This window comes from Elusimicrobiota bacterium (assembly GCA_041660925.1).
Taxonomy (GTDB): domain Bacteria; phylum Elusimicrobiota; class Elusimicrobia; order UBA1565; family UBA1565; genus JBAZUV01.
In genome coordinates this window covers 154,235-174,855 of record JBAZVI010000004.1, presented here as the reverse complement: position 1 = coordinate 174,855, position 20,621 = coordinate 154,235, and the positions used below count along the sequence as shown (strand labels likewise).

The window sequence follows — 20,621 nt, the reverse complement described above, 5'->3', positions numbered from 1 at the left end:
CGGGCTCCCGAAATCCGATAATCTCTCGCCATGAAGAAGCTCCTGCTCAACGCCGACCTGCTCACCTTCTCCGGTCCCGACGCGCCCCGACGCGGCGCCGAGATGCGCAGCGTCGGACTCGTGCGCGGGGGGGCCCTGCTCTGGGAGGACGGGAAGATCCTCGCCGTCGGGCTGCGCGAGCTCGTCCAGCGCCACCCGGACGCCGACAAGGCCCGCATCCTCGACGGGAGCGGCCGCGTCGTCCTCCCCGGCTTCATCGACTGCCACACCCACCCGGTCTTCGCCGAGCCGCGACTGCGCGACTACGAGCTCCGCTCGCAGGGCAAGAGCTACGCGGAGATCGCCGCCGCGGGCGGGGGCATCGTCTCGAGCGTGCGCGGCGTGCGCGGGACCGACGTGGAGACGCTCGCGCGAGGCCTCTTCGAGCGGGCCCAGCGCTTCCTCGAGTGCGGGACCACGACCATCGAGGCCAAGAGCGGCTACGGCCTCGACCTCGACTCCGAGCTCAAGATGCTGCGCGCGATCAAGGCGGCGGCCGCCGGCTCCCCGCTCGAGATGCACGCGACCTTCCTCGGCGCCCACGCCGTGCCGCCCGAGTACGCGGGGCGGGCCGCGGAGTACGTGGATCATCTGATCGCGACGGTCCTGCCCGCCGTGACGAAGGAGGGGCTCGCCCGCTTCGCCGACGCCTTCTGCGAGGAGGGCTACTTCGACGCGAAGCTCACGGAGCGCTTCCTCTCCGCCTGCAAGGCCGCGGGCCTCGCGCCGCGCGTGCACGCCGAGCAGTTCAAGCACTCCGGCGGCGCCCTGCTGGCCGCCCGGCTGGGGGCCCTCTCGGCCGACCACCTCGACCGCGTCGACGACGCCGACCTCGCGGCCCTGAAGGAAGCCGGGGTCGTCGCCTGCCTCGTGCCGGGCTCCAACCACTTCCTGGGGCTCAGCGAGTTCCCGCCGGCCCGGAAGATCATCGACGCGGGAGTCCCGGTCGCCCTCGCCACCGACTTCAACCCCGGCACCTGCCCCTGCTGGAACCTCCAGGAGATCCTCTCCATCGCGGTGAGCCGGATGAAGATGACCGCGGAGGAGGTCCTCTGCGCCGCGACGGTCAACGCCGCGCACGCGCTGGGGCTGGGGAAGACGCACGGCTCCCTCGAGGCGGGGAAGGCGGCCGACTTCCTCCTCCTCGACTGCAAAGACTACCGGGAGATCCCCTACTGGTTCGGCGCGAACCTCGCCGGCACCGTCTTCAAGCGCGGCGCCGTCGTGCATGGGCAGAATCTTGCGCTCTGACATGAAGCGTCCTTCGAGCGCAAGATCCTGCCCGGGGGTTAAGAAAAAATTTATCTATACGATGTCGAAAAGGAGCACGGGGGGACGTACGGTCAAAGTGCTCCTTTTCGACATCGACGGGACGCTCGTGCGCGCGGGCGGCTCCGGCCGCAAGGCCCTCAACGAGGCCGTCTTCAACCTCTACGGACGCCGCGACGCCGTCAGCGAACTCTCGCTGGCCGGCCGCACCGACCTCTGGAACTTCCGGGAGGCCGTCCGCGTGGCCGGGGCGGTTCCGACGCCGCGGCAGGTGGAGCGCCTGCACCGCGAATATCTCCGCCTCCTGCCCGCCTACGTGCGCCGCTCCTGGCGCACCGGGACCTATCACGTCCCGCCGGGCGTGCGCGCCCTCCTGCGCCGCCTCCACCGCGTCCCCGGCGTCCTGCTCGGCCTGGGCACCGGCAACATGGAGAAGGGAGCCCGCATCAAGCTCGAGCCCTCCGGCTTCAACGACTATTTCCCCTTCGGCGGCTTCGGCTCCGACGCGATGAGCCGGCCTGCGCTCCTGCGCAAGGCGGTCCGACGCGCCGAGCGGATGTCCGGCGCGAAGGTGCGGCGCGAGGACGTCTTCGTCATCGGCGACACCCCGCTCGACGTGGCGGCCGGGCGCAAGGCGGGCTACCGCACGGTCGCCGTGGGCACCGGCTTCTCCCCGTGGAAAGACTTGAAGGCTTCGAAGCCCGACCATCTCTCGCGCGACTTCCGGGACACGAAGCGCTGGCTCTCGTGGTTCGGCCTGGGGCCGCGCCCGTGAAGCGGGACTGGTGGAAGGGCTTCTTCACGCCCTCGGTCTATCCCATCGAGGAGCTCACGGACTCCCGCTCCACTCGCGCCGAGGTCCTGGAACTGCGGCGGCGCCTGCGCCTGCCGCGCGGCGCCCGCGTGCTCGACCTCTGCTGCGGCGCCGGCCGGCACAGCCTTCCCCTCGCGCGCGCGGGCCTGCGGGTCACGGGCCTCGACCAGTCCCGGCCCTATCTCGCCCGCGCGCGGAGCAAGGCTTCGCGTCTCCCGAAGGCCTTGCGCCCGCTGTTCGTGCACGGCGACATGCGCAAGCTTCCCTTCGAGGGGGAGTTCGACGCGGTCGTGAACCTCTGGACGAGCTTCGGCTACTTCCCGGACGTCGAGGACGACCGCCGCGCCCTGCGCGGGGTCCTGAAGGCCCTCAAGCCGGGCGGCGTCCTGGCGCTCGAGCTCTTCGACGCGGGCTTCCGCCGCCGGGACTTCCTTGCGCAGACCTGGCATCGCTTCCCCGCCTTCTACCTGCTGGAGGGCCGCCGGCTCCGCAAAGGCGGCGACCCGGCCATCCTGGGGGAGTTCGTCTTCCTTCGCCTCGGCGGCCGCCTTCCGACGGCGGGTGGAGGCGGCACTTCCTCGCGGGAACGCTCGGTCGGTCGCGTCCACGGCGGAGAGGTCTTCACGCGCATGTACGACCGCGCGCGCCTCGCGCGCGAGCTGCGCCGCGCGGGCTTCGCGCGGGTGCGCCTGCTGGGCGGCCTGCTCGAGCCCCGGGCCCCCGTGGGAAGACGAAGACGGATATTCGCTCTGGCTTACAAGAGGACTGCCTAGTCTTTCGCATGCGGCTATTCATCGCGGTCGCGGCGGACGACGAGGTGAAGACGGCGGCGGCCGCGGCCGTCGCGCGCCTGCGCCGCGCCGGCGGGAGCTTCCGCTGGGTGGACCCGCGCGACATGCACATGACCCTGCGCTGGTTCGGGCCGACGCCCGAGGAGCGGCTGCCGGAGATCCAGGACCTGATGACGCGCGCCGCCGCCGCGACGGCCCCCTTCGAGATCGTCTACGGCGGCGTGGGCGCGTTCGACTCCTTCGAAGAGGCGCGGGTCGTGTGGCTCGGGCTGAGCGAAGGGCTCTCCCCGATGGAGGGGGTCGCCGCGCTCGTCGGTCGCGATGAGCCGCGGCCGTACGCTCCGCACCTGACGCTCGGCCGCAACCGCCACGCCTCCGCTCCGCCCGAGTTCGTCGCGGCCCTCAAGGCCGAGCCCGTCCTGGACCTGCGCCGCCCGGTGACGAAGCTGAGCCTCTACGCGAGCAAGCCCGCCCCCTTCGGGCACGCTTACGAGATTTTGTGCGAGGCGCCATTAGGACTTCTTAGTCCTTAGCTCCCCTTCCTGCGGGAAGGGGGTAGGGGGAGCCTCCGTACAGAATCGCGAGGTCCTTTCCGCGGGGAGGCAGGATCTCCGCGCCGGTCAGTTCCCTTTTCTGCGTACGATGGGACGCGCGCTCCCCTCAACGGCCGCGCGGACCTGGGACAAGCTCCAGCCCTGGAAGCGTCCCTTCCCCTCGAGGCGCTGCGCCGCGAACCACTCACGCCACTCCGGCGAAAGCGTCTCGGGCACCACGAACACCGGAGCGCCCTGCGCGCCCAGTTCGTTCAGACGCGTCCGGAGCAGTTCCTTGCGGGCCGTGTAGTAGCGCAGATTCAAGGGATTGCGGTGCGCGAAATAGGGGACATACACCTGGTCGTTGTTGTCGACGACGATCCAGGCGCCTTCCGGCGTCGTCCGTCCGAGCCAGAGGGCCCGTTGGAGGGACGCGTTGCGGAGCGGGTCGCCGTTCGGGAGGGCATCCGTGAAGAGATTGTTGAGACCCAGCGCCGCCACGATCGCCGCCAATCCGATGTTCTTCCAGGACGGCCTCCAGGGGAGGGCTTCGAAGGCCGCAAGGATGAGCAGCCAGACGGGAAGCAGGTCGGTGATGCGGTAGACGAAGGTCCCCGGCTCCCAGGACAAGTACAGGACCGCGTAGCCCGCCAGCCACAGCAGGCAGGCGCGCGTCGGCCGCGGACGGCTCCTCCAGGACGCCGCGGCACCCGCCGCCGCGAGGGCCGCGAGGAGCGTCCCGGCGATCGGTCCTCCCCCGAGGATCGTCCGGGAGAGGTTCAGCCAGAGCTTGAGCCCCGGCAGGGAGTAGCCCCCATGCCAGCTGAAGCTCCGATCGAGGGTCAGGACCGAACTGCCCAGCAGCCAGACCCTCAGCTCCTCGAAGGAGCGGGGCCGCATCCACACGATCCCGCAGAAGGCATAGGCCGCGGCGGTCGTCGCGCCGAGTACCGCGACGTAGCGCAGGCACCTCCTCCGGTCCCGTACCAGATAGAGTCCGGCCGGCAGGAACATGAGATGCCCGACGTGGCCGAGGATCGCGAAGGCGTGGAACAACCCGACGCGTTCCGGCGAGGGCTCCTCCCGAACGGCTTCGGCCGCGGCCAGGAACAGGAAGACGGCGCCCAGAGGATAGACCTGCGCCTCGAGCGACCATGCCCAGTAGATCTGCGAGACCATGAGGCCCGCCGCTCCCAGCGCCGCCGAGACGGGATTGAACCCGCAGCGCAGCAGCAGAAGCGAGAACGCCGCGACCCCGGCCGCGCCCAACCCCGAATTCATGACCTGAAGGGCCTGGAGCGCGGGACCGGCGTAGCCGAGCAAGCGCCAGAGCGTGAACCACAGGTAGCTCAAGAAGCCGTAGAGCAGATGGTTGCCGTGGAAAAGGTGGCGCATGTCCCCCAGCTCCACGGCGATGGAGCAGGCGACTCCGTCGAAGTTGTACCTCGCCGACGGGATGGACAGATACAGGAGAGCGGCGGCGAAGAAAACGGCGATCGGAAGCCTTTGGGCCCGGTTCAAGGCCTCTTTCTGCGTTCCCATGGGCAAGAGGGTAGCACAAAATCCGCGTTCTCTCTTTCGTCCCGCAAGGATACAATAGGCAGGTGAGGAGCGCTCCCCTCCGGAACCGCGTCCTGGGACTCGCCCTGCTCGGCGTCGCCCTCTGGACGGCGACCTCGACCGCCGAGACCCTCCCGTCGAAGACCCTTCCGGGCGTCTCGATCGACGACCGCGGGCGTTCCTCGGAGCGCTCCCGGCTGGAGGCCGCGCTGGGGCGGCTGCAGCGCTCGGCGACCGTCCGGCGCATGGAGGCACGGCGTCGGAAGCAGGGGGCGATCGTCGTGGCTTTCGCGAAGCTCGACACCTCCACGAAGTCCTTCTCCGGCAGCCACGGCCACACCGACGTCGACCACGAGCCGGCCCGCGTGGAGATCAACGAGGCGCTCATCGGCTCCCATCGCGCTTTCTTCGAGACCCTCGCCCACGAACTGTACGGGCACGGGGTCCTCCTGCGGGAAGCCGCCCGGCTCGGGTTGGACCTGGGACATACGATCGACAACGAGGCGTTCTCGCTCGCGGTCGGCGCCGCCGCGGCGCTCGAAATCGGAGAGCCGATCGAGGACGAGGCGCGCCTCGACGCGCTCGCGGTGAGTCCGTCCGCTTACGCCGCCGAGGTGCTGTTCACGGATTCCCCGGCCCGCATCGAGTTCACCCTGGAGGAGGCCCGCGACCCGCGTGCCGCGATCGCCGCCCGACAGAAGGAGCTGGCGCGCCGCCGCCTGTCCGTGAGCGGGCGACGCCGGGAAGCGCTGGTCTGGCGCTGGAAGATCGAACATTTCGAGAAAGTCCACCGCGCGGCCCCGGAGACCTTCGGGGACCTGCGGGCGTCGCTCGACGAGTTGACCCGCGAGACCCTGCCCGGCCGCAGCGCTCTGCTCGACGCGGCCGAGCCGCACCTGAAGGAGGTCGCCGCCTTCTTGAACGGGAAGGACGGCCGTGCGTTCATCGCGGGGATGGTCGCGACGGCCGCAAGCCCTTACATGAAGACGCTCGACGCCGACCTCGCCGCCCTCGGACGCCGGATCGCCGAGCTGCGCGCGAGACGGCCGAAGACCACCCCTGCTCCGGTCGTCCCGGCCGCATCGATCGCTCCGACGGTCAAGCAGACGGACTGGAACGGTCTGTCCGTTCTGGAGGCCCGCGATCGAAGGGAGAACCCCGGGCATTGGACCGGCGCGCCGGAGGTCCAAGCGCCTGCGCCGGCGTGGAGATGAGTGCCTCTCGGTCCCTTCGGTTGATTTTCAGCGTCTTAAGCCCTAATATCCCGGTTGGTTCTCAACGGAGCCTCGGCGCTCCAGGAAACGCCATGACCACGAAGACCCTGCTGGCCGGCCTCGCCTCCTGCGTCCTCGTCGCGGGCTGCTCCCATGCCCCGAAAGCCGGCTCAGGGTTCTGGTCCGAGGTCCCGCAGTACGTCGATTTCGCGGCCTTCACCTCCGCCGACTTCGCCGCCCCGCCGGAAGACGGTTCGGCGGCCGACATCGCCGACCTGGCCGCGGTGCGTGAGGCGCAGGCCAAGCGCACCCCCTCCGACTGCGCGCGGGCGGCTCACGAGGTCCCGCCCGACTACGAGCACCTCATCGGCGCCGCGGGCCCCTTCGCCCTTCCGCTGAAGCCGGAGGTACGCTCGTTCTTCTGGCGCGTGCGCTCGGACGCCGCGCGCTCTTCGAGCGTGCTCAAGAAGCGCTTCCATCACAAGCGCCCCTACAAGCGCGCCGGCGACCTGGAGCCCTGCGTCAAGCGGGAGCCCGAGGATTCGTATCCGAGCGGGCATGCGATGATCGCGCGCGTGTTCGCCCATATCCTGGCGGACCTCGTTCCCGCTCGGCGCGAGCGCTACTTCGAGCGCGCCGATGCCGCGGCCCTCGACCGCGTCGTGGGGGGCGTCCACTACCCGTCCGACATCGCCGGGGGGAAGACCCTCGCCGATGAGTTCTACCGGCGGCTGACGGCCAGTCCCGCCTACCAGACCGACCTGGCGAAGGTCCGGCGCAGCGTCGCGACCGGCGACGTCCGGGAGCCCGCACAGCGCCTGATCTTCGACACCGACTCGGCGTTCTTCGCCGACGACGGGGTGGCGCTGGCGATGCTGCTCAAAGACCCCCGCTACGCCGTCGACGGCGTGACCCTCGTCGCGGGCAACTACGCGCCGCTGCAGGGCGCGGTGTACATGACCCACGTGGCCGGACTCCTCGGCCGTCCGGACCTTCCCTTCTATCTGGGCGCCGACCATCCTCTGCGCAACACCGTCGAGATGGCCAGGGAGATGAAGGAGAAGTGGAAGCTCGGCTTCATGGGCGCCTTCGGCCGGCCCGCGCCCGTCCCCGGGAAGCTGAACCCCCCTTCGGGGGGGAAGTTCTCCGGCATCGAGCCCAGGCGCGCGAAGGCCGTGGACTACATCGTCCGCACGCTCGCGAGCTCCCCCGAGCCGGTGACCTTTTTCGCCATCGGGCCGATGACGAACCTGGCGCTGGCGCTGCAGCGCGAGCCCGGACTGGCGAAGAAGATCGAGCGCCTCGTGTTCATGGGCGGGAACGTGCGCGTCCCCGGGAACACGACCCCCGACGCGGAGTTCAACATCTGGTTCGACCCGGAGGCCGCGAAGCTCGTGCTCGCCGCTCCCATCCGCGAGAAGGTGATGATCGGCCTCGACCTGACCAACCAGGCCCTCATCGACCGCGCCCGCTTCGACGAGCTCGTCTCCGCGGGGACGCCGCTCTCCGAGCTGCTCAAGGACGACCTGGGCAACCACTACCCGAAGTTCCTGACGAACCCGAAGGCGACGCGCTACATCTGGGACGCGCTCGCTTCGGCCTACCTGGTGGACCCCGCCGTCGTCACGCGCTCCGAGCCGCTGTACCTGGACGTGGTCACCGAGTTCGGGCCGCGCTACGGCGCGATGACGGTCAAGGACAAGGCCGCGGTCGGCGAGGGCGAGGCCCCGGTGACCGTCCTCACCGGGCTCGACTTCGAGCGGTTCCTGGCGCTGCTCAAGACGACGCTGCGCTGAGCTTCCTGGGGAGGAAAAGGAGGGGCCCGCTTTCGCGGGCCCCTCGCTTTTGGGTTTCGCCCCCCTCCTGCCTCCCCCGTGGGGGGAGGCAATGAGGGACTGTCACTGGCGTTATCCTAATGTAGCCACCATCACGGCTTTGATGGTGTGCATGCGGTTCTCGGCCTGGTCGAAGGCGATGCAGGCCTTCGACTCGAAGACGGGCTCGGTCACCTCGATGCCGTCGCTCAGGCCGAACTGCTCGGAGACCTGCTTGCCGACCTTCGTGTCCGCGTTGTGGAACGCCGGCAGGCAGTGCATGAACTTCACGTCCTTGTTCCCCGAGAGCTTCAGGACCTTCGGGTTGACCTGGTAGGCCTTGAGGAGCTTGATGCGCTGCTCCCAGACCTCCTTCGGCTCGCCCATGGAGACCCAGACGTCGGTGTGGATGAAGTCCGCGCCCTTCACCGCCTTCTCGACCTTGTCGGTCACGGTGATGCGGGCTCCCGAGAGCTTTGCGAGCTCCCGGCACTTCTCGACGAGCTCCGGCTCGGGCTGGAGGCTCTTCGGCGCGCCGATGCGCACGTCCATGCCCAGGATCGAGCCGATCACGAGCAGGGAGCGGCCCATGTTGAAGCGCGCGTCGCCCAGGTAGGCGTAGGCGATCTTCTCCAAGGGCTTGGGGGAATGCTCGGTCATCGTCAGGACGTCGGCGAGCATCTGGGTCGGGTGCCACTGGTTCGTCAGGCCGTTCCAGACCGGGACGCCGGCGTGCGCCGCCAGCTCCTCCACGATCTCCTGCCCGAAGCCGCGGTACTCGATGCCGTCGTACATGCGTCCCAGGACCCGGGCGGTGTCCTTCACCGTCTCCTTGTGCCCCATCTGGCTGCCGGAGGGCTCCAGGTAGGTCACGTGGGCGCCCTGGTCGTGGGCGGCCACCTCGAAGGCGCAGCGCGTGCGCGTCGAGGTCTTCTCGAAGATGAGCGCGATGTTCTTGCCTTTGAGCTTCTGCCCCTCGGTCCCCGCGTACTTCGCGGCCTTGAGGTCCTTCGAGAGCGCGAGCAGGTGGAGGAGCTCCTCCTTCGTGAAGTCCAGCTCCTTGAGGAAATGCCTGTTCCTGAGATTGAATGCCATATGTTTTCTCCTGATGGAATCACGCCGAGGAGCCCATACTACCACAGAGAGGATTCCGCCCGCTACAGTCCCATCATGCGGGAAGGGGGGGATGATGTATCGCGTGCTGAAGACAGCCGCCGCGAACCGTCCCGGTGGGCGGGTGGGTGGAGACGCTACTGGGAGGTGTGCGCCTGTAAAGCGCACACCTCCCAGTTCCATACCCCACACATGAATGCGTCGAACCTGCCGCCGCAAGACCTACGCTTGGATTCGTTCGATAGATTGGGGGTTAGGTGTAAGTGAGATTGCTTAACGCCTCGATGAGCCGCCGCGCACTATAAGTTCCGCCTGCGTGCGCGGGCGGCTCCATCGGATGTTCGGCGGGGACAGTTCACTACCGAATACCCCATGTAAAAGTAAGAGGCTTCTTTCCCAACTTGACCCAGAGCTTTTTGCCGTTACGCAATTGAAAATCGTAGTTCCAAGGAGTCGCGTTTTTGGGCCGTGGATTGATGGTGGCCGGGAGGTGCCGCTGAATTCGTTCCTCTGCGACCCAGGTGGCTTCTCGCGATTGAAACCGTGTCCAGCCCAAGCCCGCATCACAAAACTGCCAACACTCGCCGTCATCAGTCTCCAGGATCAACGTGCTCTCGCCGTCTCCAACCTGGACTTCCCACGCTCCCACAAGCACTTCGATTTTTTTGAGTTTCCGCTTCTTCATCAGGTCCGGCCCGGGATTGCCGGCCTGCAATTCCGCGAGTGCTTGGCCGAGTGCTTCTTGTGTTACGCCGAAAATGCGCATTTGAGCGTGCAGGATTTCGCTCGCCTCGGCATCACGCTGAGCAAACAGTGCCGAGTCGGAATCCAGCTCTCGAATCAACGTGGCCACATTCTCGTCCGAGAACATGAGATGGGATCTCTCAAACCAGAAATGATGTGCGAGAAACTTGCGCCGCTCATTTGCAGCCATCAAGAGCATATGGAAATCATCCTCAATAAGGCCCTTCAACTTGGCGATTACATCTCCCAGAGTGAGGGCATATGCTTCATTAAAGCGTTCCTCGATCCGAGGGCGGGTTACTTCAGCGCGATTCTTAAATGGTGCCTGCACGTAAATATGGCAAAGAGTTCGATGAAGACATTCGCTGTTGTAGTATGCGAGACCAAACCGGCAGTAAAGCTCCCGGATTGCCTCCTCACTTGCAGTTCTTTCGTTCATTGATTCGAAGCTCGCCGCCGCCTAACGCAGGAGGTGAGCGGCGTCCGCTCTACCCAATGGTTAGGCGATGCTTCAATTTTGAATCCTAGACGCGTGCTTACCTTCCACGAGCATTTGTCCCGTCAATGAAAAGGCCAGGTCTGAACTTTCTTTGAGACGAGGCGGGACATCACTGCAAACGCACAGAACTCCGGTCCGGCAACCGAAGTCCTCTACTCGCCGAATCGCTTGAACAAAATCCGTGTCGCTACTTACGACGAGTGCAAAATCATAATTGCGAGTGGCAGCGTGATAGACCATATCGGCGACAAGGAGCGCGTCAACACCTTTTTCCTTGATGTTTCCATCTTTAGTGGGGATGCCATCACCCAGGACGACCCGAACGTCCCTTCTAATGTGCTCCCCGTGAATCAAGACAGCTTTCTCTAGATTTTCCTTTACGGTATAAAGATAAGTGCGAACGAGCGTTCTCCTGCTTATGTGTTCGCTAAAAATGGCACGGATACTTCTTTCAAGGCGGAGTTTCTCCGATGCGAGACGATAAAACAGGTTCGTCCCGTCGACAAATATCATTGCTTTCTCGAACTGAACCGGGGGAATTACCCCGCTACCGAATGCCATTAGTGTCTCTCCCTAAATCAACGCCTGGCTGAGCCGCGGGCGCTACCTGCGGCTCCCCTCGCCTGCGCCCGGCGGCTCAAGCCGATGTTCGGCACTGACGAAAATCCTCTCGGTACAAAGGTGCAAGCGTTCATGTCTTGGCACGCTCATGCAACACTTTCCGCAGAATCGGACGCAACGAACTGCGAAGCGTTGATACGTGCAAACTGTCTATTGCTTCTCGCCAGTCCATCCGCGAGTGCCCAGTTATCAAGCTGTTTTCACCAAGGGGACCGCCTGCGAAGAAAGCGAATCCAAGCCACATCCACTGGCTTTGAGTCCACGAGGAGCGAATAATCGTCAGCCTTCGGCTTCCACTTTGTTCCGGATCAACGATGTGCACCTCAATCGGGTAAACCTCGCGTAGGTGGGCAGGAAGAATGAAGCATGTCATGCTAGCGATCATGCCCAAGGGGAAGCCAATAAATCGTGAGCCCCAAGTCATGTCACTTTCGAGTTCATAAATCGAAATGTTGAGTCGGTCTGGCTCGTATTTGTCCGACTGAACGACGTCTTGAATCCCATACTCATGGAGGACATCAAGTAAAGCTGTTGATACGGTCTTGCTGCTGTTCTCTGAGAGCCACTCCTGGCGAAGGTCCCAGCTGTTGTAAGACACCTTGACTTCGCTTAGCTGAGGAGGTTTCTGTGTTTGAGGAGCGCTTTCAATATGGGTGATGACGCGAGTGTAACTACAACCAGTCAGCGAAAGGCTAAGGAGCAGTAGGGAGAAGTGTCCGGCCATCAGCACATTCATTGCGATAGGAGGCCTTCTCATGGGTGGCCTTTGTGCGTGAGTAAGAATGGAGTCGCATCGTTTATCATGCGGGATGCAATCTGCTCCATAAGGAGAAGCCGTTGCTCCTGATATTGGTCTCCACCGTCAACAAGCACGAAGATCACCCGCGGGCCGAAAAGCGCAAAAGGTAGCCAGGAATAAGTCCGCGTTGAATAGGAATAGGAAAGGCGTTTTTCGTCGCCGTTCGGCGCGACGAGTTGGAAATCATAGACATCGTCGTCGCGCCAAGTGCCCGGCACTACCGCAAAAGAAAACGTTGAGACCACCCTACTGCCTATATTGGATTCCTTGTGAGTGCATGCGACATGGAGTTGAAACGCGGTCTGTCTTGTTGGCGCGACAGAGTTTTCTGTCGGCAAAATATCGACAATGCCATAGCGCCGAAGAGTTCTCTCGAGTGGCAGTTTCAGCTCCCGCATACAATAACCTGGCTCACTCGTATACGAGACAGCTATATCCTCAAGCTGTTGAGAGGACGCTACAGCCGATGTCCCTTTCATTGAGAAAGAGCTGAATCCAGCAACGCAGGCGCAGAGGGAGCACGCCGCCGCGAGCATTACGCAAAGTGACACGAATCTTAATAGCTTGATCATGGGAAACATGCGCCTAACGCCTCGGTGAGCCGCCGCGCACTATGGATTCCGCCCGCGTGCGCGGGCGGCTCCATCGAATGTTAGGCGACGCTAAGTTCTGATACTCAATCACTTTCTCCCGCCTTTCGGAGAATCCGCTGAATCTCTGGAAATTTCTTTGAAAGCACCAGTGCGGTCTCGCCGCGTTGGTTGCGAAGTCTAAAGTCCGCCTTCTTTGACAGGAGATACGAAACCATTGCCTTATCACCACGCTGAGCGGCTGCCAAAAGCGCTGTGTTGCCGGTTCCATCCGCAGCGTTAACATTCGCCTTGTGTTTTATCAATAGGTTCAGCATCTCCCTATCGCTGCTTTGAGCAGCACACATAACGATTGGATAATTGCCAAGATTTGGATCTGCTCCCCGTGGTAAGAGCTTCTTAACGGTTGCACGATCACGATCGCATGCCGCCCGAAGCAAAGCTGTCATCCCATCCGGAGCAGGACGGTTAACGTCGGCACCTTTCGAGAGCAGAAGGTCAACCATCTTGGAAGAACTCTCTTGGTCACCTTCCGAGACATCATGACAGGCCTTCATTAACGGCGTGAATCCTCTCCCATCATTCGGGTCCTGAGCGTTAATGTCAGCGCCACCATTGAGCGCCTTTAGGACGCCCTTTTCATCGAAATGCTTTATCGCCTCAAATAGCGCGCGGTCTGGAGACATCTGTTTCGGATCATTCGGACCCTGACCAAATGCGCTCGAAAAACCGCAGACACAAATAAAGAGAATGAGCCCTCTTGCCCTCACGTATTCACTCCGAGGTCTTTCACCATTATGAACTCGTTCGCCTAACTATGGAGTAGACTGACCTGTATATCAGGTGCCAAAATCAATCATAGCACTCAAAATGCCAAATTAACATTACGCTATTTCCGGTCGGCATCGCTGATATTTTGGACTGAAAAGGCCGACCGGGATGGGCGGCCTTTTCAGAGTGGTCCCAAGGGGGCCCCCTCCCCTGCCCCTCCCCGCGGGGGAGGGTAGTAGGGAAACGGAACTCCAAATAGGTAAAATGGACACATGACACTCATAGAATGCGTCCCGAATTTCAGCGAAGGTCGCGACAAGAAGGTCATCGAGGCGATCGCCGACGCGGTCCGCGCGGTCCCGGGGGTCGCGCTCCTGGACGTGGATCCGGGTGCCGCGACCAACCGCACCGTCTACACCTTCGCCGGTCAGCCCGAGGACGTGCTCGAGGCGGCCTTCCAGGCGATCAAGAAGGGCGTCGAGCTCATCGACATGCGCCGGCACAAGGGCGAGCACGCCCGCCAGGGAGCCTGCGACGTCTGCCCCTTCGTCCCCATCTCCGAGGCGAGCATGGCCGAGTGCGTGGAGCTCGCCCGCCGCCTCGCCGAACGCGTCGGCCGCGAGCTCCAGTTCCCCGTCTACCTCTACGCCGAGGCCGCGACGCGGCCCGAGCGCCGCCGCCTGCCGGACCTGCGCGCCGGCGAGTACGAGGCCCTCGAGGAGAAGCTCAAGAAACCCGAGTGGAAGCCGGACTTCGGCCCCGCCCGCTTCGACCCCAAGGCCGGGGCGACCGCGATCGGCGCCCGGGGCTTCCTCATCGCGTACAACGTGAACCTCAACACGACCAGCGTCCCGCTCGCCAAGGACATCGCCTTCGCCATCCGGGAGTCGGGCCGGCTCAAGAAGGACGCGAAGGGGAGCAAGGTCCTCAACGCCGACGGCACCGAGCAGCGCGTCCCCGGACTCTTCAAGGCCGTGCAGGCGACGGGCTGGCTCATCCCGGAGTACGGCCGCGCGCAGGTCACCATCAACATCCTCGACATCGACGCCTCGCCGGTGCACAAGGTCTACGACGCCTGCTGCGACCTGGCCGCGAAGGCCGGCCTGCGGGTCACGGGCAGCGAGGTCGTGGGGATGCTGCCCCGCCGCGTCCTGCTCGAGGCCGGCCGCTACTTCCTCAAGAAGCAGAACCAGAGCGTCGGGGTCAGCGACGACGAGCTCGTGCGCACGGGCGCGCTCTCGCTGGGCCTCTCCGACGTGGCGCCCTTCGACCCGAAAGCGAAGGTCATCGAGGAGCGCTTCAAGGAGGACGGACCCATGGCCGCCATGTCCCTCAAGGAGTTCCTGAAGGAGCTCGCCTCCCGCTCCCCGGCCCCCGGCGGCGGCTCCGTCGCCGCGCTCGCGGGCGCCCTGGGCGCCGCGCTCTGCTCCATGGTCTCGGCTCTCACCTACGACAAGAAGGGCTTCGAGGGCGTCCGGGACCGGATGGAGGACATGGCGGTGAAGGCGCAGGGCCACATGAAGGACCTGCTCAAGGCCGTCGACGACGACGCGGCCTCCTTCAACGCGGTCATGGCCGCCTTCGGCCTCCCCAAGGGCGACGACGCCCAGAAGGCCGCCCGCAAGAAGGCCATCGAGGAGGCCACGAAGGCCGCGACGGTCGAACCCCTGGCCGTGCTCGAGAAGCAGCTCCCGGTGCTCGACTGCGCGCTCTTCGCGGCCGAGAACGGGAACCCCAACTCGGTCTCCGACGCCGGCGTCGCGGCGCTCATGGCGCGCGCCGCGGCCCAGAGCGCGTACTACAACGTGCTCATCAACCTCGCGGGACTCGAGGACAAGGCCTGGCGCTCGTCGATGCACAAGAAGGCCGAGGACGCCCTCGCCGGGGTGAAGACGAAGGCCGACCAGGTCGACGCCCTCATGCTGGAGAAGTTGAGAGCTCCTCTTAAGTAACGTCTCACCCCTTCTTCATATAGGGCCATACCTTCCTTAACTCCCTTCCCTGCGGGAGTCCGCACGATTCGTTTTCTCCGGTCCCTCCGTCGCATAACGCTCCCTTCTTCCTTCAAATTACGTCCCAGGGCTTCGCGAAGTTCCGTGGGGATGGAACTTTTTGTCGGCTCACTCGTAATCCGGGGGACGGGCACCGGAGGGGCGCGATGAGACTGTATTGGAACGACGTCGTCGTCAGCCGCCACGCGAGCGCTGAACAGATCGAAGCGGCGATCGCGCGTCTGCGCGCGGAACGCGAGGGAACGCTGGAACTGCGCCGCAGGACGACGTCCTCGATCCCGATTGTCCGCTTTGCGCCATGCTGGCCAGCCAGCGACAAGTGAAGGACGGTGGGGAGGCTCCGCGCCGGTCCTGAGGCGGCCGAACGTGGACCGTTACCCTTGACGGAATGTAACGTATAAGTTACACTATGCTCGACGCCCCGATGGAGTTGCGGCGCTACCGGACGGTCGGCGGCCGCGTCCCGTTCTCCGACTGGCTCATGGGATTGGAGGCCTCGACGTTCGGTCGCGTCCTGATATCCGGCAGGCGCGCGAATTCGCCGCGGATTATCGGAGACGAAGATGAAAGCGCAACCGCCGTATGTTTCCCATGAAGACCAGCAGGTCCGTGAGTTCCGCAAGCACCCCAAGCGGGCGATCGCCTATCTAAACTCCTGCGTCCAGGTCGCGTTCGAGGAAAACGACCCGGAGCTGGTGCTGATCGCCCTGGCGACCGTGGCCAAGGCGTACGGTATGACCCACGTCGCGAAGTCCGCCTCCCTCAAGCGCGAGAGCCTCCATCGCATGCTTTCAAAGCGCGGCAATCCCGAATGGAACAGTCTGTTCCGCGTCTTCAAGGCGCTCCGCCTCCGCCCCAGGCTCGAGAGCACACAGCTCCGCCCTCATCTCCCATCATGAGTCCCAGAGGGGGAATCGAGGGGAAAGGACACTCCTAGCACCCTTCGACCCATGGCGGCATGGGCCTTATGCCGCGCCCGCGGGGCCCGAAGCTCCCGCATTCCTCCTCTCCATCTTCGTTAGACTCCGCGCATGCTGCGCAGCGCGCTCCTCCTTCTCCTCGTCTTCGCGCCGTCGGCGCGCGCGCAGACCCGCGCCGTACCGGTGCGCGCGAGCTTCGCGGCCGCCGGCGTTCCGAACGCGGCGGGCCTCTACTCCTGGGCGGCGGCCCTGCACGCTCAGGGCGGGCTGCTCGCTCCGGCTTTTCCGACGGCGACGCAGGGGCTCCTCGTCCCGCTCTTCGAACAGTCTCCGCGAAAGGTCCTCGCGGACCCTCCTCTGCGGGAGCTGGCCGTCTCCCTGAGCTCTCTCGGGCTCGACCCCTCGGCGTTCCAGGCGCTTTCCGCTGAGGGGCGGCTGGGCGTGACCGCCGGACTCGTGGCGCAGGAGCGGGCCCGGGCCCTCGCGCTGGCCGCGCAGGCCGCCGCGCCGGGCCTCCCGGAGCGGGCGCTCGCGGACCTGCGCGGCCGCCTGGGGCGCTACGTCGGACCCGGGAGGATCTACCTCGACGATGGAGAGTGGACGGCCGTCCACGCGGCCTTCGACGCGGCGGGCTCGCGCCTGCGCGCGCTGCGCGAGGTCCGCGTCGGCGACGCCGCCCGCGCGACGGCCTCCGCGCTGGGCCTCCCGGAGGAGGACGCGGCCGTGCCGGCGGTCTCCGCGGAGGATGAGAAGGCCCTCGCCGCGCTCGATCCCGCCGCCGCGGCCCGACTCCTCACCGATGCGGATCTGCTCCTTCTGCTGGAGAAGGATCCTTCCCGCGGGGCCGGCCTCCTGCTCCGCGCCAACCTTCTCGACGACCTGCGCGAGCTCCTGGAACTCCATCGCGACCCCGGGGAGCTGCGGGCCGCGCTGCTCCTGCGCATGGCGCCCGGCTCCGTCGCCCGCGAGCTCGGGGAGCTCTCGGAGGTCCCCGGTCTGCTGGCCTGGACGGCGCTCCGCCTCCCGGCCCGCCTGGACCTTGTCCGCCGCGCGGTCCTCGAGTGGGGAACGCTGCTGCCCGCGCAGAAGGCGTGGCTCGAGGCGAAGGGGCGCGGGGAGGGGGGCTGGTCCGCGCTCGCCCTCAAGGACCGCGCCGACGCCGTCTCCGGCTGGGCGTGGAGGGAGCGCGACGAGCTGGAGAAGCTCGTCCCCGCGATCGAGGAGGGGGAGGTCGCCGCCATGGCCGCCCGGTTCTCCGCCGTCCAGCCGTTCCTGTCGGGCGACGCGCAGAGCCGCCTCTACCGCCGCGTGGAGCAGGCGAGGACGCTTCTCTCGCTGCGCCGAGCCCTCGAGGCCCGGCTGCGCGAGGGGGAGGACGCCGCGCTGGAGGGCGCCCTGCGCGAGCTCGAGGGCACGGGGCCGCTGGGCGAGCGGCTCGAGCGGCTCGCCCGCCTGCTCAAGGGACGCGAGGAGCTGCTGGGGAAGGAGCTCTCGGGCGCGGTCGAACAGCACCGCGACGCGCGCACGGGGGAGTCTTTCTCGCCTGAGGAGCTGTCGCGGCTGTCGGAGCGGCTGCGCGAGGCGCTCCTGGCCGAGCTTGGAGGGACGCTCGCCGGAGAGGGCATCCTCGAGTTCTATCGGCACGCGGAGTTCCCCGCGCTGAGCGTGCGGTCCACCCCGGGGATGAAGGCCTTCTACCGCCCTCCGGGGGAGATGGCCTTGAGCGTGGAGGCGGTCCTGGAATGGCTGCGCGTCGAGGGCGTGGAGAAGCGGGCGCTCCTCTCCGAGCCCGCCCTCCAGCGGCGCCTCGCGCGGCGCCTGGCGCCCTCCTTCGTGCACGAGGCGACCCATCACGGGCAGTACGCCTGGAGGCGCGAACGCGGAGCCCTGATGGTGTTCACGCAGGACGACGAGATCGAGGCCTATACCGCCGAGGCCCTCTACACGGTCGAGAAGGCCCTGCGCGAGCCGGGCTACCCCGGCGAGCTCGATCAGGACGAGCGCGAGGCCGCGGACCGCCTGAGGGAGGACCCCCGGAACTTCCGGCGCATCATCCGGAGGATCTACACGGACCTGCCGTCCTGGCGCTTCTTCGCGGCCGAGACCCTGCGCCTCGTCTCGCGCATCGAGGCGGAGCTGCGGCGCCGGGACGCGCTGCCCGCGGCCGAACGCGATTTCCTGGAGCGCTCCCGCGGCGATTACGGTCTGCGCTGGCAGCTGGAGCATCGGGCCGACGTCTCCGGGGACCTGCCGTCCCTGAAGACGGTCTCCCTCGAGCGCCTGCGCGAGACCCTCGTGGACGGCTACCTCGACGCCGAGGCCCGCATCGAGGAGACCGTCGCCCGGGCCGAGAAGGCCCTGAAGTCCCTCCTGGCGTCCCGTCCGGCCCTATAAAGGAAACACGCCGCCGACCCCTGGAACGGGGCGGCGGCGTGTTTTACTGGCGCCTCAGCGGCTTAAATGACCTTGCAGTTGCGGATGACCGACTTCGACTCGCGGCCGTCCTGCAGGGTCGCCTTCGCGACGATGCGGAACGAGCCGGCCTCGGCCGGGTACCAGTCGAACCAGAAGTGGCCGCACGCTTCGCGGCAGCTCTGCCAGTCGCCGTTGTTGATGGAGATCTGGACGTTCTGGGACTCGTCGACGTCGACGCGGATGGCGTAGTGGCCCTTGTAGACCTTCTCGCCTTCCTGGGGGTACTGGACTTCGACCTGCGTCTTCGTCTTCGCGGCGACGGCCTTCTTGGGCTTCTCGACCGCGGACTTCGCGGCGGAGGTGAAGGTCGAGGCGATCGAGGACGCGAAGTCCGCGGTCACCTTCTTCGTGCGGTTCGGCAGTTTCATGGGCATGTCTCTCTCGTGTACGGACTTGGTGATCGTGCGACCGGCAGGGCCCGACGTCCGGTCAAAATCTGGGCTATACGACCCACGATCCTTCCTTTACTATTAGAGCATTTTAAGCGTTTGGTGGGTAGGGGGGCGGCCGGCGGAATCAGGCGAACTTCCTGCGCAGAAGGGCGGCGCGCAGCTCGTCGCGCTCGACGGGCTCCAGGACCCGTCCGGCCACCATCTGCATGTGGCCCGGGCGCACGAGGACGGCGAGCTCGTTGACCGTCTCGAGGTCGGCGGGGACCTTCCAGCCCAGGGAGAGCGCCAGACGGACGAAGGAGAGGTGGTGGACGGTCTCCTCGAAGCTCATGACCCGGGAGTTCTGGAGCGCCCCCAGCGAGCGGTAGACGAGGTCCTCGAGGCGGGGGCGCTCGCGTTCGGCGAGGCCTTTGCGGGCCTCGAGCTCGCTGTGGACGAGCGTCCCGACGACCTTCGTGACCGAGGCGGCGGTGGCCTCCTCGGAGGGGCCCAGCGTGGTCGAGTTGGAGACCTGGTAGAAGTCGCCCATGACCTTGGTGCCTTCCCCATAGAGGCCCCGGACGACCACGCCGAGCCGCGAGAGGCCGTCGAGGACGCGGTCGATGCGGCCGGCCAGGGCGAGGCCGGGGAGGTGGACGAGGCAGGAGGCCCGCATCCCGGTCCCCGTATTGGTCGGGCAGGCGGCCAGGTAGCCCCACTCGGGGTGCACCGCGAAGTCGAGGGCGCGGGAGAGCTCGTCGTCGAGGGCGCTCACGCGGGCGGCGAGCGGCCCGAGGCAGAGGCCGGAATCGACGCCCTGCAGGCGCAGGTGGTCCTCTTCGTTGATCATGGTGCTGAGCGTCTCGCGCTCGCCGACGAGCACCGCGCGGCCCGCGGGGACCGCGGCGAGGTTCCGGCTGATGAGATGTCGCTCGATGAGGAAGAGGCGGTCCACCGCGTCGACGTCCTCGAGGCGGATGAGGGCGGCCTTGGCGAGGGACTTCGCCTTGCGCGCGGCCGCCAGGACCTCGGCCAGGACCTCGCCGAGGACGGCGGGGGCGGCGCGGCCGGGGAAGGGCCTCCCGTTGAGGTTGCGGGCCAGGCGCACGCGCGAGGAGAGGACGACGTCGTGGTGCGTGCCCGTGGGGTCGGCCCAGCCCATCTTGAAGCGCAGCATGTTGTTGAGCTGCATCAGCGCTCCAGGCCCTTCAGGAGGTCGCGCAAGCGGGCGGCCTCCTCGAAGTCCTCGGCCGCGACGGCGGCCTTGAGCTTCTCGCGCAGCTTCGCGGCGTCCTCGCGTCCCTTTTTCGGCGCGGGAGCGCCCGGGCGCTTGCCGTGATGGCGCACGGAGCCCTGGATGTTGCGGAGCACCTCCGAGAGCTGAGGGGCGAAGCTCTCGTAGCAGCCGGGGCAGCCGAGCATCCCCGTCTTGCGGAACTCTTCGTAGCGCAGGCCGCAGGAGCGGCAGGCGGGTTCTTTCGCGCGCGCCGGGCGGCCCGAGGGCAGGCCGCCGAGCTTGGCGAGCAGCTCGAAGATGGGGGCGGCCCCGGAGCCGGGGAGCTCCGCGAGCTCGGCGCACTCGGCGCAGAGGTGGAGCTGGGTCAGCTGGTTGTTGACGATCTGCTGGACGTGGACGCCGGCGGGGTTCTTCTGGCAGCGGGAGCAGAGCATG

20 protein-coding genes are annotated in these 20,621 nt (G+C 66.3%); 10 read left to right on the top strand and 10 right to left on the bottom strand.

Translation table 11 applies throughout. The annotated features are described in order from the left end of the window. Positions 1–30 precede the first annotated feature (30 nt). The 4 genes from hutI (at position 31) to thpR (ending at position 3,446) form a co-directional block, all read left to right on the top strand. Positions 31–1,290 (top strand): imidazolonepropionase, encoded by a 1,260-nt coding sequence (gene hutI / locus WC969_07220; protein MFA6029626.1) that lies wholly within the window; start codon positions 31–33, stop codon positions 1,288–1,290. A gap of 97 nt (positions 1,291–1,387) precedes the next feature. Continuing rightward, positions 1,388–2,083, top strand: a complete 696-nt coding sequence (locus tag WC969_07215) for an HAD family hydrolase (protein ID MFA6029625.1) — start codon at positions 1,388–1,390, stop codon at positions 2,081–2,083. Continuing rightward, on the top strand, positions 2,080–2,895 hold the full coding sequence (locus tag WC969_07210) for a class I SAM-dependent methyltransferase (GenBank protein MFA6029624.1): 816 nt from the start codon (positions 2,080–2,082) through the stop codon (positions 2,893–2,895). The genes WC969_07215 and WC969_07210 overlap by 4 nt, the downstream gene beginning before the upstream one ends. Before the next feature lie 8 nt (positions 2,896–2,903). Next, on the top strand, positions 2,904–3,446 hold the full coding sequence (thpR, locus tag WC969_07205) for an RNA 2',3'-cyclic phosphodiesterase (protein ID MFA6029623.1): 543 nt from the start codon (positions 2,904–2,906) through the stop codon (positions 3,444–3,446). Between the two features lie 87 nt (positions 3,447–3,533). Here the strand turns inward: thpR and WC969_07200 are convergent, their stop codons facing one another. Continuing rightward, the gene (locus WC969_07200; GenBank protein MFA6029622.1) at positions 3,534–4,988 is read right to left on the bottom strand and encodes a hypothetical protein; all 1,455 of its coding nucleotides are present in this window, start codon (positions 4,986–4,988) and stop codon (positions 3,534–3,536) included. Positions 4,989–5,050: 62 nt separating this feature from the next. On the opposite strand from WC969_07200, the gene WC969_07195 reads away from it, so the two are divergent. After that, complete coding sequence (locus WC969_07195) at positions 5,051–6,220, top strand: hypothetical protein (protein ID MFA6029621.1); 1,170 nt, start codon at positions 5,051–5,053, stop codon at positions 6,218–6,220. Positions 6,221–6,312: 92 nt separating this feature from the next. Then, positions 6,313–8,016, top strand: a complete 1,704-nt coding sequence (locus WC969_07190) for a nucleoside hydrolase (GenBank protein ID MFA6029620.1) — start codon at positions 6,313–6,315, stop codon at positions 8,014–8,016. Between the two features lie 111 nt (positions 8,017–8,127). Here WC969_07190 and WC969_07185 read toward each other — a convergent pair whose 3' ends face one another. From WC969_07185 to WC969_07160, 6 genes are all read right to left on the bottom strand, one after another. After that, positions 8,128–9,129: an ornithine carbamoyltransferase gene (locus WC969_07185; GenBank protein MFA6029619.1), complete on the bottom strand. Its 1,002-nt coding sequence runs from the start codon at positions 9,127–9,129 to the stop codon at positions 8,128–8,130. Positions 9,130–9,505: 376 nt separating this feature from the next. Continuing rightward, positions 9,506–10,330, bottom strand: coding sequence for a hypothetical protein (locus WC969_07180; GenBank protein ID MFA6029618.1), 825 nt, complete (start codon positions 10,328–10,330; stop codon positions 9,506–9,508). Between the two features lie 72 nt (positions 10,331–10,402). Beyond that, complete coding sequence (locus WC969_07175; GenBank protein MFA6029617.1) at positions 10,403–10,951, bottom strand: NYN domain-containing protein; 549 nt, start codon at positions 10,949–10,951, stop codon at positions 10,403–10,405. A 130-nt stretch (positions 10,952–11,081) separates the two neighbouring features. After that, entirely contained in the window at positions 11,082–11,735 is a 654-nt protein-coding gene (locus WC969_07170) for a hypothetical protein (GenBank protein MFA6029616.1), read from the bottom strand. A 29-nt stretch (positions 11,736–11,764) separates the two neighbouring features. Next, the gene (locus WC969_07165; protein MFA6029615.1) at positions 11,765–12,208 is read right to left on the bottom strand and encodes a hypothetical protein; all 444 of its coding nucleotides are present in this window, start codon (positions 12,206–12,208) and stop codon (positions 11,765–11,767) included. Positions 12,209–12,486: 278 nt separating this feature from the next. Beyond that, positions 12,487–13,170, bottom strand: coding sequence for an ankyrin repeat domain-containing protein (locus WC969_07160; GenBank protein MFA6029614.1), 684 nt, complete (start codon positions 13,168–13,170; stop codon positions 12,487–12,489). Between the two features lie 273 nt (positions 13,171–13,443). Here WC969_07160 and ftcD point away from each other — a divergent pair, with 273 nt between their 5' ends. The 4 genes from ftcD to WC969_07140 all read left to right on the top strand — a co-directional run bounded on the left by ftcD (position 13,444) and on the right by WC969_07140 (position 18,497). After that, positions 13,444–15,123 (top strand): glutamate formimidoyltransferase, encoded by a 1,680-nt coding sequence (gene ftcD, locus WC969_07155; GenBank protein MFA6029613.1) that lies wholly within the window; start codon positions 13,444–13,446, stop codon positions 15,121–15,123. 206 nt (positions 15,124–15,329) lie between these two features. After that, positions 15,330–15,506 (top strand): hypothetical protein, encoded by a 177-nt coding sequence (locus tag WC969_07150; GenBank protein MFA6029612.1) that lies wholly within the window; start codon positions 15,330–15,332, stop codon positions 15,504–15,506. 240 nt (positions 15,507–15,746) lie between these two features. After that, positions 15,747–16,082, top strand: coding sequence for an addiction module antidote protein (locus WC969_07145; GenBank protein ID MFA6029611.1), 336 nt, complete (start codon positions 15,747–15,749; stop codon positions 16,080–16,082). A gap of 132 nt (positions 16,083–16,214) precedes the next feature. Then, positions 16,215–18,497 (top strand): hypothetical protein, encoded by a 2,283-nt coding sequence (locus WC969_07140; GenBank protein MFA6029610.1) that lies wholly within the window; start codon positions 16,215–16,217, stop codon positions 18,495–18,497. A gap of 62 nt (positions 18,498–18,559) precedes the next feature. Here WC969_07140 and WC969_07135 read toward each other — a convergent pair whose 3' ends face one another. The 3 genes from WC969_07135 to WC969_07125 all read right to left on the bottom strand — a co-directional run bounded on the left by WC969_07135 (position 18,560) and on the right by WC969_07125 (position 20,620). Beyond that, entirely contained in the window at positions 18,560–18,952 is a 393-nt protein-coding gene (locus tag WC969_07135) for a hypothetical protein (GenBank protein ID MFA6029609.1), read from the bottom strand. A 142-nt stretch (positions 18,953–19,094) separates the two neighbouring features. Further along, positions 19,095–20,141: a protein arginine kinase gene (locus WC969_07130; GenBank protein ID MFA6029608.1), complete on the bottom strand. Its 1,047-nt coding sequence runs from the start codon at positions 20,139–20,141 to the stop codon at positions 19,095–19,097. Continuing rightward, positions 20,141–20,620, bottom strand: a complete 480-nt coding sequence (locus WC969_07125; protein ID MFA6029607.1) for a UvrB/UvrC motif-containing protein — start codon at positions 20,618–20,620, stop codon at positions 20,141–20,143. Before WC969_07125 ends, WC969_07130 begins: the two co-directional genes overlap by 1 nt. Between the last annotated feature and the right edge of the window lies 1 nt (position 20,621).

What these genes read in the sequence shown, in the direction of transcription:
- WC969_07145 (MFA6029611.1), top strand. Translation starts at nt 15,747, where the DNA reads ATGAAAGCGCAACCGCCGTATGTTTCCCATGAAGACCAGCAGGTCCGT.
- WC969_07125 (MFA6029607.1), bottom strand. Translation starts at nt 20,620, where the DNA reads ATGCTCTGCTCCCGCTGCCAGAAGAACCCCGCCGGCGTCCACGTCCAG.
- WC969_07135 (MFA6029609.1), bottom strand. Translation starts at nt 18,952, where the DNA reads ATGCCCATGAAACTGCCGAACCGCACGAAGAAGGTGACCGCGGACTTC.
- WC969_07180 (MFA6029618.1), bottom strand. Translation starts at nt 10,330, where the DNA reads ATGAACGAAAGAACTGCAAGTGAGGAGGCAATCCGGGAGCTTTACTGC.
- WC969_07185 (MFA6029619.1), bottom strand. Translation starts at nt 9,129, where the DNA reads ATGGCATTCAATCTCAGGAACAGGCATTTCCTCAAGGAGCTGGACTTC.
- WC969_07140 (MFA6029610.1), top strand. Translation starts at nt 16,215, where the DNA reads ATGCTGCGCAGCGCGCTCCTCCTTCTCCTCGTCTTCGCGCCGTCGGCG.
- WC969_07175 (MFA6029617.1), bottom strand. Translation starts at nt 10,951, where the DNA reads ATGGCATTCGGTAGCGGGGTAATTCCCCCGGTTCAGTTCGAGAAAGCA.
- WC969_07130 (MFA6029608.1), bottom strand. Translation starts at nt 20,141, where the DNA reads ATGCAGCTCAACAACATGCTGCGCTTCAAGATGGGCTGGGCCGACCCC.
- hutI (MFA6029626.1), top strand. Translation starts at nt 31, where the DNA reads ATGAAGAAGCTCCTGCTCAACGCCGACCTGCTCACCTTCTCCGGTCCC.
- WC969_07165 (MFA6029615.1), bottom strand. Translation starts at nt 12,208, where the DNA reads ATGCGGGAGCTGAAACTGCCACTCGAGAGAACTCTTCGGCGCTATGGC.
- WC969_07150 (MFA6029612.1), top strand. Translation starts at nt 15,330, where the DNA reads ATGAGACTGTATTGGAACGACGTCGTCGTCAGCCGCCACGCGAGCGCT.
- WC969_07200 (MFA6029622.1), bottom strand. Translation starts at nt 4,988, where the DNA reads ATGGGAACGCAGAAAGAGGCCTTGAACCGGGCCCAAAGGCTTCCGATC.
- ftcD (MFA6029613.1), top strand. Translation starts at nt 13,444, where the DNA reads ATGACACTCATAGAATGCGTCCCGAATTTCAGCGAAGGTCGCGACAAG.
- WC969_07190 (MFA6029620.1), top strand. Translation starts at nt 6,313, where the DNA reads ATGACCACGAAGACCCTGCTGGCCGGCCTCGCCTCCTGCGTCCTCGTC.
- WC969_07170 (MFA6029616.1), bottom strand. Translation starts at nt 11,735, where the DNA reads ATGGCCGGACACTTCTCCCTACTGCTCCTTAGCCTTTCGCTGACTGGT.
- thpR (MFA6029623.1), top strand. Translation starts at nt 2,904, where the DNA reads ATGCGGCTATTCATCGCGGTCGCGGCGGACGACGAGGTGAAGACGGCG.